Genomic DNA, 12,830 nt, shown 5'->3' with positions numbered 1-12,830 from the left:
AACGAACCCCCGACATTCGAAGAAAAATTCGAGTACGAATCTCGGATTCGCATCACACCGCACATAAGAACGGCGCCCCACCCGATAACGGGTGAGGCGCCGAAAGGGAAAAGGGCTAACGCCAGCGCGTGGCCATCAGCAGGCCGATGAACGCGAGCCCGCCGCCGATCGCGAGGTTCCAATAGCTGATGCCCGGGATCGGGTACACGGTGCCCGACACGTAGAACACGAGGATCCACACCAGCCCGATCAGGAAGAAAGCCACCATCACCGGCAGGAACCACGACGGGTTCGGCAGGGGTTCACCCGGTACGTGGGTGATCTCGTCGTCAGCGTCGTCGCGGTTCTTACGTGCCATGGGGTCAGTCTACGGGAGGTGGGACGAGGCCCGTGTCACCGGCGCTCGTCGGCCTTGTTGACCGGGCCATCGCTCGACCCGGAACCTTCAGCGCCCTCTGACCCAGACCCCTCAGACCCCGACTCAGAATCCTCGCCCGTGCACTTGGTGAGCGTCACGGTCGACTTGATCGGAACGTCGCCGGCCGCCGGATCCTGCTTACTGACGATCGGTGTCTCGGTCGCCTCGCAGTGGCTGTCCTCGGCGATCTTGACCGTCAGGCCCATGCCCTCGAGCTCCGACGTGATGGCGTCGATCGCGAGGCCCTCGACGTTGCGCACCGTGATGCGGCCCGTCGCGACCGTGAGATCGACCGTCGCGCCCTGCAGGATCTCGTCGCCCGCGGCGACGGCGGATCCGTCCACTTCCGCCGTGAGGACCGCCCCTGCCGCGGCCTCCGCGTCGTTCACCGGCAGGATCTTGCCGAGGCTCAGCCCCTCGACGCCGCTGATCGCGTCGCGCGCGGCGTCTTCGCTGAGCCCCACGAGCTCGGGAATCGTCGCCATGAGCGGCCCGCCCGAGATGTGGACCTCGATGGGCGCCCCGATCGTCAGGGAGGTGCCGGAGGCCGGATCCGTCTCGATCGCGGTTCCCTCCGCGACCTCGTTGCTCGGATCCGTCACGACGCGAACCTTCAGGCCCGCGCCCTCGAGCTCTTCGACCGCGGCCTCTTCGTTCCAGCCCGAAACGTCGGTGACCGAGACGGTGTCTGCGGCGCGCAGTTCGAGCGGATCCGTCTTCACGACCCAGAACGCGACCGCCGCCACGAGCGCGATGAGCAGCACGATCGCCGCCCACACCCACGCCACGGGCGGACCCGACTGCGTGCGCGTGACGCCGTTGTCGCTCGAGAGCTGCGTCAGCGTGTGCTCGTTCTCGGTGTGCAGCTGCTGGCCCTCGCCGTACAGCTCGTCCGTGAGGATCGCCAGCTGCCGACGCGACATCGTCTTGCCATCGAGCGCCGCGTCGAGCTCCTCGCGGAACGTCGCCGCGTCGGCGAAACGCTGCTCCGGATCCTTCGCGAGCGCGCGCATCACGACCGGATCCAGCTGCGGCGGGGCCGTCTTCACAACCTTCGTCGGCGGGATCGGCGCCTCGCGCACGTGCTGGTATGCGACCGAGACCGGCGAATCACCGATGAACGGTGGGCGTCCCGTCAGCAGCTCGTAGAGCACCACGCCCGTCGAGTAGATGTCGGCGCGCAGGTCGACCGGCTCGCCCTTCGCCTGCTCCGGCGAGAAGTAGGCGGCAGTGCCGAGGATCGTCGTCGTCTCGGCGACCGTCGCCGACGTGTCGCTCACGGCCCGCGCGATGCCGAAGTCCATCACCTTCACGTGGCCGTCGTCGGTCACCATGATGTTGGCCGGCTTGATGTCGCGGTGGATCACTCCCGCCCGGTGCGAGAATTCGAGCGCCTCGAGAATGCCGTCCACGTAGCTCGCGGCGTCGTCCGTCGAGACCGAGTCCTGGGCGATCACGTCCTTCAGCAGCCGCCCGCGCACCAGCTCCATGACGATGAACGGCGTGTGCGTCGTGCCGCCCATGCCGTCGTCGTCGAGGTCCTCGCCCGCGTCGTACACGCGCACGATCGACGGATGCGCCATGCGGCTCGCCGCCTGCGCCTCGAGGCGGAAGCGGGTGCGGAACGTGTTGTCGCTCGCGAGCTCGCGGCTCAGGATCTTGATCGCCACGGTGCGGCCGAGCGTCAGGTCATAGCCGCGATACACGCTGGCCATGCCGCCCTTGCCGATCAGCGAGTCGACGCGGTAGCGGCCCGAGAGGACGCGCTGTTCCTGCACCGGCGCACTCATAGCCTGGGTCGGTTCGTCAGACACGTCATCCCCTCCCCGGCGCGGTCTCGTCATTCCGTCTCGTCAGACTAACCGAGCAGAACTGACGGCTTCCGATGAGCGCACCTACGGCTACTCCGCCCCCGTCGTGCCGGCGCCCTGGCCGTTGCCGCTGCCCTGACCGTTCGCATTGCCCTCGGGGTTGCTCTGGCCCGGGGCCGTGGTCGGGCTGGCGGGCGCCGTCGGCTGAGAAGGCGAGGTGGTCGCGACCGGCTCCATCGAGGCGGCCTCGGAGAAGCGCTGGTTGTCGCCTGACGCGCAGATCGCGCGGTAGGAGGCGCCGACGTACTGCGCGCCCTCCTTGATCGTGACCTGGGTGACGTATCCGTCGGGCCCGAAGACGCGATCCTCGCTGCCGTCGTCGAACACCGCGCCCTCGACCGTGACGTTGTATCCCTGCAACGTGCCGGTGCCGCTCGGGCAGGTGTACGGCGACCAATTGAGCTGCGCCGTTCCTCCCTGCACGAGCTCGCTCTCGGAGAACGTCGGAGCGGACCCCGGTGCCGGGATCTCGACAAGGTCGCCGTAGGTGGTCGCCGTGATCGTGGTGCCGACCGCCACGAAACCACGCGGCTCGACGTTGTAGATCTGGCCGACCTGGTCCTCGGTGCTCGCTGCCGTCTCTCCCGGCTGGCAGTCGAGCGTGACCTCGGCGTTCTGCTCGGAGATCGTGCTCGCCGCAGCGTCGCACGTCATGCCCTCGAGGCCGAGCGCGCTGACGTCGACCATCGTCGGCGACGGGGTCTGGGTCGGATCGGGCGTGGCACTCGGCTCGGACGTCGCGCTCGGCTGCGCCGACGGGGTCGCGCCCGCACCGTTCGGATCCTCGTCGCCGTCGAAGAGACCGCCAGTGATGCCCCAGACCGCGCCGCCGATCACGACGATCAGCAGGATGATGAGGGCGATCAGCGGGCCCGTCCACGGGCTGCGCTTCTTTTTCTTCTTCGGATCGTCGCCGGGGCCCGGGGCGCCGAGCGGCAGCGGCGACGTGGTCGGCATCATCTGCGTCGCCGAGCCGGTGCCCGCGAGCAGCTGCGTCATCTCGTCGCTCGCGCCGGCGCCGGCGGCGATCATCGGCGCGGCCGCGATCGCCGCATTCATGTCGCCGCGACGCAGCGCGTTGCATGCGCGCGAAACGGCCGCCGCGGACGCCGGACGGTCGCTCGGCTTCTTCGCGATCATGGCGATGACGAGCTGGCGCACGGGCGTCGGGATCGACGGATCGAGCGGCGGCGGGGTGTCGTTGATCTGCGCCATGGCGATCGCGACCTGCGACTCACCGGTGAACGGACGCTTGCCCGCGAGGGACTCGTACGCGACGATGCCCAGCGAGTAGATGTCGGTCGCCGGGCTCGCCGGGTGGCCCGAAGCCTGCTCGGGCGAGAGGTACTGCACCGTGCCCATGACCTGGCCGGTCGCGGTCAGCGGAACCTGATCCGCGATCCGCGCGATGCCGAAGTCGGTGATCTTGACGCGGCCGTCGGGCGTGATCAGCAGGTTTCCCGGCTTGATGTCGCGGTGCACGAGACCCGCGGCGTGCGCGGCCTGCAGCGCCGACGCCGTCTGCGAGATGTAGTCGAGCACCGTGTCGGACGACAGCTTGTTGTCGCGCTCGAGGCGCGTCGACAGCGCCTCGCCCGGCACGAGCTCCATGACGAGGTACGCGGATCCGGTCTCTTCGCCGTAGTCGAAGACGCTCGCGATGCCCTCATGGTTCACGAGAGCGGCGTGGCGCGCCTCGGCGCGGAAGCGCTCGAGGAAGCCCGGATCCCCCATGTATTCGTCTTTGAGGATCTTGATCGCGACCGTGCGACCGATGACGTGGTCAGTGGCTTCCCACACCTCGCCCATGCCGCCGATTGCGATGCGGGAACTCAGCTCGTAACGCCCGCCGAATGTCACACCCTGGGTTGGCCTCATTGTGCGAGCACCGCCTCCATGACCTTCTTCGCGATAGGAGCCGCGATCGTGTTTCCGTCACCTGATTGACCCTGGCCGCCGCCGTCTTCTACTACGACCGCGACTGCGACCTCCGGATTCTCCGCGGGCGCGAACCCGGCGAACCATAGCGTGTATGGATCCTCGGGGCCGTTTTCCGCGGTGCCCGTCTTACCGGCCACGTCAACGCCTTCTATTCTTGCATTCGACGACGCACCGACCGCTACCGACGAGACCATCATCTCGGTAACGGATTCGGCGTCGTCGGCGTCGAGGGCGCGTCCGCGCTCGGACGGGTCGTACTTCTTCTGCACCGATAGATCGTCGCCGACGATCTGATCGACGAGCCAGGGATCCATTTCGACTCCGTCGTTCGCAATCGCCGCCGTCCACTGCGCCACCTGGAGCGGCGTCGTGCGGACGTCGTACTGTCCATACCCCGTCTGCGCGAGCTTGTCGTCGCTCATGCCCGTCGGGTACGACGATACGGCCGACGCGATCGGCGTGTCGAACGACGATCCGAAGCCGAACTTCTCGGCCTGTTCGCGGATCGCGTCCTCACCGAGCTCTTCCGCCAGCTGCGCCATCGGGATGTTGCAGCTGTACGTGATCGCATCGGCGAGCGAGACGGTCTCGGCCGAGCTGCCGCCGCACGGGCCGAAGGGCGCGTTGCGGATCTTGAACGACGTGCCGGGCAGCGTGTACTCGGACGGGTTGTCGAACGTGCTCTCGGCCGTGAAATCGCCCGAGGCGAGGGCGGCTGCCGCGACGACGAGCTTGAACGTGGATCCCGGTGCGTACAGCGTGTTCAGGGCGCGGTTGATCAGCGGGTTGCGCTCGTCGGCATTGAGCTCGTCGTACGCCGCCGTGACCTGATCGACGTCGTGCGAGGTGAGCGCGTTCGCGTCGAATCCGGGCGTCGTGACGAGCGCGAGGATCCGCCCCGTGTCGGGTTCGATCGCGACGACGGCGCCCGAGTAGCCCATGCTGGTCATCGCATCGCGCGCCGCGCGCTGGACGGTCGGATCCACGGTCAGTTCGAGCGAGGATCCGCGCGGCTCCTGGCCCGTGACGATCTGGTTCAGGCGCGCGAGGAAGCCCGAATCGGCGAACCCGCTGAGCTCCTGGGACATGGCCTGCTCGAGGCCTGTCTCGCTGCCGAGCACGGGGTTGATCCAGCCCGTGATGCCCGACCACAGGTCCGATTCTTCATAGACGCGCTGGTACGCGAACTCGTCGTCGGTCGCCTGCGAGCGCGCGATCTGCTCGCCGCCCGCGATGATCGGGCCGCGGCGCACCTCGTATCGGTCGTACTGGGCGCGACGGTTGTTCGGATCCTCATTCAGCGCGCTCGCCTGCACGACCTGAATCACGCTCGTCGAGGCGAACAGCGCCACGAACATGAACGCGACAATGATCGAGAGGCGTCGGATCTCCTTGGTCATCAGCCGATCACCACCCTCGGTTGACGGCGCACCGCGTCGCTGACGCGCAGCAGGATCGCGACGATGAGCCAGTTGGCGACGAGCGAGGATCCGCCCGCCGCGAGGAACGGCGTCGTCAGGCCCGTGAGCGGGATCACGCGGGTGACGCCGCCGACCATGATGAACACCTGCAGGGCGATCGTGAACGACAGCCCCGTGGCGAGCAGCTTGCCGAAGTCGTCCTGGCCGGCGACGCCGACGTGGGCGCCGCGGCTGACGAACACGAGGTAGAGCGCGAGGATCGCGAACACGCCCACGAGCCCGAGCTCTTCGCCGAGGCTCGGGACGATGTAGTCGCTGCCGGCGACGGGCGTGAGATCGGGGCGGCCCTGGCCGAGGCCCGTGCCGAACATTCCTCCGTGCGCGAGGCCGAAGATGCCGTTGACGAGCTGGTAGCTGCCGCCCGTCGGATCGTTGTAGAGGTCGCTGTCGAACGCATTGATCCACGCGTTGAAGCGGTTGTGCACGTACGGCATCACGAAGGTGGCGGCGACGGCCCCCGCGGCCGCGAGGAAGACGCCGATCAGCACCCAACCGGTCTTGCCCGTGGCGACGTAGAGCATCGCGACGAACATGCCGAAGATCAGGATTCCGGTGCCGAGGTCGCGCTGCAGGACGATGATGCCCATCGAGATGAGCCAGATCACGAGCAGCGGGCCGAACTCGCGCGCCCGCGGGAAGGTGAACCCGAGCACCCGCTTGCCCGTCGACGTGAGGGACTCGCGGGTGCGCACGAGGTAGCCCGCGAAGAAGATCGCGAGGCAGATCTTGGCGATCTCGCCCGGCTGGAAGTTGAAGCCGAACACCGTGATCCACACGACCGCGTTGCCGCCGCCGTTCAGGAACGGCACGAACGGCAGGGCGAGCAGAATCACGCCGACGAAGCCGAAGATATAGGTGTAGCGGAACAGGATCCGGTGGTTGCTGAGCGCCCACACGAGCACGATGCACAGCACGATCGACAGCATCGCGAACATCAGCTGATGCTGGCCGTTGTTCGAGTTCTCGATGCCCTGGTTCGCCTCGTACGCGAGGTCGAGGCGGTAGATCATCGCCGTGCCGAGGCCCGTGAGCAGCAGGGCGACCGGCACGAGGAACGGATCCGCCTGCGACGCGCGCACGCGCAGCACGATGTGCAGCACCAGTGTGAGCGCGCAGGCGGCCGCGACGATGACGAGGATCGGCAGTTCGATGTGACCGAGCGCGCCGAACTGCACGAGCACGAAGGCGGCGCCCGTGATGGCGAACGCGAACACCAGCAGTAGGAGCTCGCGATTGCGGAGGCGCTGGGCCTTCTGCACGCGGCGCAGCTCCTTCTTCACGCGCCGATCGGGCGCGGGGGATTCGACGGTGTCGGTCACTTCTCACCTCCGGCATCGTTCGCACGTGAGCGCAGGTTGTCGGCAATCTGCTGGGCGTGATCGAGGGAGTTCGCGGGAATCGTCTCCTCGGTCCGGATCTGCCACGCCGAGGGCAGGTCGATGAGCAGAATCCCGGTGTCTTCGTGCGGCTCGGACAGCGAGATGGGCCCGATCGACTGCTGAATGCCCTGGAAGATCACGACGCTGTCCTCGTCGGTTCCGACGTAGTAGCGGGTCTGGGTCCAGCCGTAGAAGAGCGCGCCCGCCGCGACGATCGCGGCGATGAGCAGCACCGACAGGCCCGCGCCGATGATGCGTCGGCGGCGCGAGCGCCGGCGGTCCTCGGCGATGAGCTCTTCGAGGTACTCGGTGTCGGGCTCGAAGTGGCTCGGCTCGTTCGCCGCGGCGCGCTGCGGGTGCAGCCAGCCGGTGGGCAGCAGCGAGCGGCTCGCGGGGATGTCCACGCCGTCGGGGTTCGACGCCGAGCCGACGATCGTGGGGGTGCCCGTGTAGAGGGGGTGCTGCCCGCCGACGTCGGCGATGATGACCGTCACGTTGTCGGGGGCGCCGCCGTCGAGGGCCAGCTTCAGCAGGGAGTCGGCCGTGCGCGCCGGGGGCAGCTCCTGGCGCATGGCCTTGGCGATGTGCGCCTCGTCGGCGACGCCGGACATGCCGTCGGAGCAGAGCATCCACCGGTCGCCCGGACGGGTCGGCATGATGAACGTGTCGACCTCGGGGTGCGCGTCCATATCGCCGAGCACGCGCATCAGAACCGATCGGCGCGGGTGGAACCGCGCCTCCTCGGGCGTGATGCGGCCCGTCTCGACGAGACGCTGCACGAAGGTGTGGTCGGTCGTGATCTGGGTGAGCTCGCCGTCGCGGTAGAGATAGATGCGCGAGTCGCCGATGTGCGCGATAACGGCGTACTCGTCGACCATGACGATGCCGCTGACGGTCGTGCCGAGCCCCGCCAGCTGGGGCTTGCTCGCGGCGGCGTCGACGAGATCCTGGGCCGTGGAGACGATCGTCTCGCGCAGCGCCTCTTCCGCCTGGCCGGGGGCGTCGAAGTGCCGGTCGAGGTGCTTCAGCCGGTTGATGGCGATGGCCGAGGCGATGTCTCCGCCCGCGTGGCCGCCCATTCCGTCGGCCACGACGAAGAGATTCGAGCCGGCATAGCCCGAATCCTGGTTGTTCGACCGCACGCGTCCGGTGTGACTGATCGCGGCGCTGGAGCCCTCGAAGACCATTCGGCGCGGGCTACTTCCGCAGCTCGAACGTCGTGGCGCCGACCTTGATCGTCGCGCCGAGCTGGATCGCGACGGGGGAGTTCGGGCTGACTTTCTGGCCGTCGTGGAAGGTGCCGTTCGTCGACCCGAGGTCCTGGATCATCCACTGGTCGGCGTATCGCACGAGGCGCGCGTGGTGGCTCGATGTGTAGTCGTCGCGGATCACGAGGCCCGATTCGCCCGATCGCCCGATCGTGAGCGGCTCGGTGCCGAGGGGGATCTCGAGGCCCGACTTGGGGCCGGAAGTGATCACGATCCTCGCGGCTGAGCTCGCGGCGGGCGGCGCCGCCGGCAGCACTCCGTGCGCGACAGTCTCGGCCTGCGGGGACGATGCGTCCGCGGGCGGGCGGGTGACCTGCTGGGATTCGGGGAGCTTGCGCACACGACCGCCAAAGACATCGGCGCGCAGGGCGAAGATGAGCACGAAGACGAACACCCACAGAAGCAGCAGGAATCCGTACTGGAGGACGAAGAGTGTCAGCTCGCTCAGTTCGCTCATCGGCGGCCCCCGTGGAACTCATTGATGATCTGCGTCGCATCGTCTCCGCCGGGGAGCCGTGCCGCCTGGGCGCTCGCCGAGGCGATGACGCGGAAGACGATGTCGGTGCGCCCGATCGTGATCGTCTGCCCGTCGGTGAGCCCGGCGCGTTCGACGCGCTGCCCGTCGAGGCGGGATCCGTTCGTGGATCCGAGATCGCGCACCATGCCGCGCTCGCCATCCCACAGCACCTCGACGTGGCGCCTGCTGGTGCCGGCGTCGGAGATCGTGATGTCCGCATCAGATCCGCGCCCGATGACCGTGCGTGCGCGCGTGATCGTGTGACGTCGCCCGTTGATATCGAGAACCGCCTGCCACGAGACCTGGCCCTCGACCGCGGAGCTCGTGACGTCGATCGTGCCGGTCGACACCTGCTCGCTCGGCTGCACGTCGATCACGAGCGGGCCGGAGAAGCTGTACCCCTGTGACGACGCGTGCTTCTGCACAATGGCGCGAAGTTCGTCGTAGAGCGACGGCCCGAGAGTGCGCATGCGATCGGCATCGGCGGTACTCAGCCGCACGGCGTAGCTGTTGGGGGCGAGGATGCGCTCGCGACTGACGACTGCCGCGCGCGTATCCATCTCGCGCCGGAGCGCCGAGGCGATCTCCACCGGCTGGATGCCGCTGCGAAAGGTCTTGGCGAACGCGCCGTTCACGGCACGCTCAAGACCCTTCTCAAAGCTGTCAAGCAGTCCCACGGTGCTCCTCGATGTCTGGTCGACGGTTAGCGTCATGGTACTTGCCACGCCTGACATCCCGAATCGAACCCCGGGCTGATCCCCAGCTACACCTTGCGGATGACCTGATTCGCGGCGTGCGCGCGGGCCATGCTATTCTCGGGCAGTTGGCTTCTGGTCGACACCGCGCGCAAGTGGCGGAATCGGTAGACGCGCTGGCTTCAGGTGCCAGTGTCCTTACGGACGTGGGGGTTCAAGTCCCCCCTTGCGCACTCAATGAGCGATGTTGTAACCCGGGCCTGAAGAAACAGGTCTCGGGTTACAGCATCGCTCTCCTCGTCTGAGGACGAGCGTGCTTCGGCCCAGGTGAGGGCTTGCTGCTTCGTGTTCTCGTCGAGGATCGTGGCGAAGGGTGCGGCGGTGTCGGCGGTGAGGGTGCCGCCCTCGTTCAGGTAGATGCGGGTGAAGAAGGTCTGGTTCGCGAGGCGCTTGTTCTGCTCGTCGCAGCGCTCGTAGATCTTTGCGAAGTCGCGGGCGAGATCGAGAGCTCCGTCGATGAGGGCACGGGCTCCTTGGTAGTCGTTGTGGTGCTCGGCGATCTGCGCTTCGATCCCGTCAAGTTCGGCGCGGAGCCGGGTCTGGAACTTCTTCAGCTGGTCCAGGGACAGGGCGTCGGCGAGGTGGGCTTCGAGGAGCTTGTCCTGCTCGGCGAGGATCTGCTTACGCCGTTCGGTGAGGTCGCGGATGGATTGGTTCGTGCCTGCGGTGAGCTGGTCGAACTCGTGGGTGAGCATCCCCCGGAGCGCGTCGGTCATCGCTGGGGTGAGGGTGATGCGCCGGTAGTAGTCGGCGACGAGCTTCTCGACCCGGTCCACGGGTGCGTAGGGCATGTCGCAGGTGGTGCGCTTGTTGTTGCGGCCCAGGCAGATGAAGTACGGGTAGATGTTCCCGTGCCGGTTCTTCGCGTGGATGATCGTCATCCGCTGGCGACAGCGCCCGCAGTACAGGGTGCCTTTGAGGTAGTGGTCGTGCTTCTGGGTGCGGACCCCGGACTGGGCGTGGGCGCGGAGCACGGACTGCACCTGGTACCAGATCTCGGGCTCGACGAGGCGCTCGTGTGCACCGTCGTAACGGACGCCGCGGTAGACGACGTCGCCCTTGTAGTACGGGTTCTGCAGCATCCGGTGCACCGACGATAGCCCGAGCGGACGTGCGGGACGTTTCGGCGTCGGCACGCTGCGCAGACCCTTCTTGGTGAGTTCGGTGCGGAGCTGGGCGAGGCTGTAGTTCCCGGACGCGTACGCGGTGAATGCCCACTTGACGAGTCGTGCCCGATCGGGGTCTTGGGTGATGCCGCGCACTTCACGGCCGAGGTCGTCGCGGTGGAGGGTGTTGCGGTACCCGATCGGGGCGCGCATGGGGGTGCCGCCGGTGGAGGCTTTCTGGACGAGGCCTTTCATGACCTCGTTGGCGAGGTTCACGGAGTAGAACTCCGCGATCGAGGACATGATCCCGTGCAGCAGCATCCCCGATGGGGTCTCGTCGATGTTCTCCGTCGCCGATACCAGCAGCACGCCGGCCTCGCGGAGGGCGAGGTGGATCTCGACGTCGTCGGCACGGTTGCGGGCGAGCCGGTCGACTTTATGGACGATGCAGTACGCGACCTTGTGGGCCTTGACGTAGGCGATCATCTCCCGCAGCGCGGGACGGTCGGCTTTCTTCGCCGACTCCCCCGCGTCGACGAACTCCTTGACGATGCTCGCGCCGAGGGTGTCGGCTTTGGCGTGGTTCGCGCCCCGCTGCGCAGGGATCGAGAAGCCCTCGTCGTGTCCGCCTTTGGTGGCCTGCTCCTTGGTCGACACCCGCAGATAGGTCACTGCGGGAGCAAGCATCGTTTCCGCGGGCGGGGATGGTGGTGCGATCGTGTCAGTGGCGTACAGCATGGCGGCGGTTCCTCGGCTTTCTCCCCGCCGGTGCGTGTTCTGGGCGGGTGGTGATGTTACCTTCCTTCGGCAGTGAGATCCCGGTCCGTGCTGAGTTTCAGCACTTCCGGTCGTACGGTCACCGGCTCGTGCTCGGTGTCGCGGTTGGCGTGTGAATCGGCCCGGGTTTGATGCCGCTGCTGTTTGAGTCCGAGAGGATGGACAGCATGCCGAAGAAGATCGATCCCCAGCTGCGCGCGAGGTGCGTGCGGCTCGTGCGGGAGCACCAGCAGGAGTACTCCACCCTGACCGCGGCGACGGCCGCGGTCGCTCGCCAGGAAGGTGTCTCGCGGGAGTCCGTGCGGCGCTGGCTGGCCCAGGCCGAGGTCGACGACGGGGCCCGCCCCGGTGTCACGAGCGAAGAGTCTGCCGAGGTCAAGCGCCTGAAGGGCGAGGTCAAGCGGCTGCGGGAGGACAACGAGATCCTTCGCCGGGCCTCGATTTTCTTCGCGGGGGAGCTCGACCCCCGCAACCGCTGATCCTCGCGTTCATCGACGAGATGCGCGCCGAAGGGTATGCAGTCGAGTCGATCCTCCGCGTTCTGCGCCAGCAGGGCCTGGAGATCGCTGCACGCACCTACCGTGCCTGGAAGAGGCCGGCCCGCATCGCTTCCCGCACCGTCACAGACGCTCTGGTGGAGGACAAGATCCGCGAGCTCGCATGGAAGTTCAACCCGGTCACCGGGCAGGTGCAGATGACGCCGGAGGGCCTGTACGGGCGGCGGAAGTGGCTCGCCGTGATCCGGCGCCAGGAGGGCCTGGTCGGGGCCTCTCGTGGCGCGGTGGACCGCGCGATGCGCACCCTGGGCCTGGAGGGCGTCAGGCGGGTCAAGAAGATCCGCACCACGATCCCCGGTCCGGACGGGAAGCGAGCCGGTGACCTGCTGAATCGCGACTTCACCGCTCCGGCTCCCGACCGCGTCTGGGTCACCGATTTCACGTATGTCAGAACGTGGGCGGGGTTCGTTTACGTCGCGTTCGTCCTGGATGTGTTCGCCCAGCGGATCGTGGGCTGGCATGCCAGCTCCAGCATGCGCACCGATCTCGTCATGACTCCGCTGCGGATCGCCCTGTGGCAACGTGATCGCGAAGGAAATCCGGTCTCACCAGGGGATCTGATCCATCACAGCGATGCCGGGGCCCAGTACACGTCGATCCGGTACACCGAGCACCTCGACCTCGAGGGCATCGCCCCGTCGATCGGGACCGTCGGCGACGCCTACGACTGTCAGTCTGTTTCTGCCGAATCCCGCAAGGATGAGGTAGTCCTGGCCGGAGCGTTCTGACCCTTGCTTACGATTGGCCCGCAGGGTGCCTT

General features: G+C 67.5%; 8 protein-coding genes, 1 tRNA gene and 2 pseudogenes. 2 read left to right on the top strand and 9 right to left on the bottom strand.

Features of this window, described 5'->3' with window-relative positions; genetic code table 11:
• Positions 1 to 115: 115 nt before the first annotated feature.
• From G510_RS0111325 to G510_RS0111290, 8 genes are all read right to left on the bottom strand, one after another.
• Positions 116 to 358, bottom strand: coding sequence for a cell division protein CrgA (locus tag G510_RS0111325; RefSeq protein WP_029153715.1), 243 nt, complete (start codon positions 356 to 358; stop codon positions 116 to 118).
• 35 nt (positions 359 to 393) lie between these two features.
• Positions 394 to 2,232 (bottom strand): Stk1 family PASTA domain-containing Ser/Thr kinase, encoded by a 1,839-nt coding sequence (pknB, locus tag G510_RS16625; RefSeq protein ID WP_342664733.1) that lies wholly within the window; start codon positions 2,230 to 2,232, stop codon positions 394 to 396.
• An 87-nt stretch (positions 2,233 to 2,319) separates the two neighbouring features.
• On the bottom strand, positions 2,320 to 4,167 hold the full coding sequence (locus G510_RS16620) for a serine/threonine-protein kinase (protein ID WP_084644335.1): 1,848 nt from the start codon (positions 4,165 to 4,167) through the stop codon (positions 2,320 to 2,322).
• Complete coding sequence (locus tag G510_RS0111310; protein ID WP_029153714.1) at positions 4,164 to 5,630, bottom strand: penicillin-binding transpeptidase domain-containing protein; 1,467 nt, start codon at positions 5,628 to 5,630, stop codon at positions 4,164 to 4,166. Before G510_RS0111310 ends, G510_RS16620 begins: the two co-directional genes overlap by 4 nt.
• Positions 5,630 to 7,030, bottom strand: coding sequence for an FtsW/RodA/SpoVE family cell cycle protein (locus tag G510_RS0111305; RefSeq protein WP_029153713.1), 1,401 nt, complete (start codon positions 7,028 to 7,030; stop codon positions 5,630 to 5,632). Before G510_RS0111305 ends, G510_RS0111310 begins: the two co-directional genes overlap by 1 nt.
• Positions 7,027 to 8,277 carry a PP2C family protein-serine/threonine phosphatase gene (locus tag G510_RS0111300; protein WP_029153712.1) on the bottom strand — a complete coding sequence of 417 codons (1,251 nt, stop codon included), beginning with the start codon at positions 8,275 to 8,277 and terminating at the stop codon, positions 7,027 to 7,029. The genes G510_RS0111305 and G510_RS0111300 overlap by 4 nt, the downstream gene beginning before the upstream one ends.
• 10 nt (positions 8,278 to 8,287) lie before the next feature.
• Positions 8,288 to 8,806, bottom strand: coding sequence for an FHA domain-containing protein FhaB/FipA (locus G510_RS0111295; RefSeq protein WP_029153711.1), 519 nt, complete (start codon positions 8,804 to 8,806; stop codon positions 8,288 to 8,290).
• A 5-nt stretch (positions 8,807 to 8,811) separates the two neighbouring features.
• Positions 8,812 to 9,552 (bottom strand): FHA domain-containing protein, encoded by a 741-nt coding sequence (locus G510_RS0111290; RefSeq protein ID WP_029153710.1) that lies wholly within the window; start codon positions 9,550 to 9,552, stop codon positions 8,812 to 8,814.
• A 167-nt stretch (positions 9,553 to 9,719) separates the two neighbouring features.
• On the opposite strand from G510_RS0111290, the gene G510_RS0111285 reads away from it, so the two are divergent.
• Positions 9,720 to 9,803 (top strand) — tRNA-Leu (locus G510_RS0111285).
• 624 nt (positions 9,804 to 10,427) lie between these two features.
• Here G510_RS0111285 and G510_RS18310 read toward each other — a convergent pair.
• Positions 10,428 to 11,423 (bottom strand): annotated as a pseudogene (locus tag G510_RS18310) (recombinase family protein); the annotation flags it as partial.
• 257 nt (positions 11,424 to 11,680) lie between these two features.
• On the opposite strand from G510_RS18310, the pseudogene G510_RS18860 reads away from it, so the two are divergent.
• A pseudogene (locus tag G510_RS18860) lies at positions 11,681 to 12,738 on the top strand (IS3 family transposase); the annotation flags it as partial.
• Positions 12,739 to 12,830: the final 92 nt, after the last annotated feature.

Origin of the sequence: Microbacterium gubbeenense DSM 15944 (genome assembly GCF_000422745.1) — a bacterium.
GTDB lineage: Bacteria > Actinomycetota > Actinomycetes > Actinomycetales > Microbacteriaceae > Microbacterium > Microbacterium gubbeenense.
The sequence above is the reverse complement of the archived record's forward strand: the minus strand, read 5'-3'. Positions and strand labels throughout refer to the sequence as shown.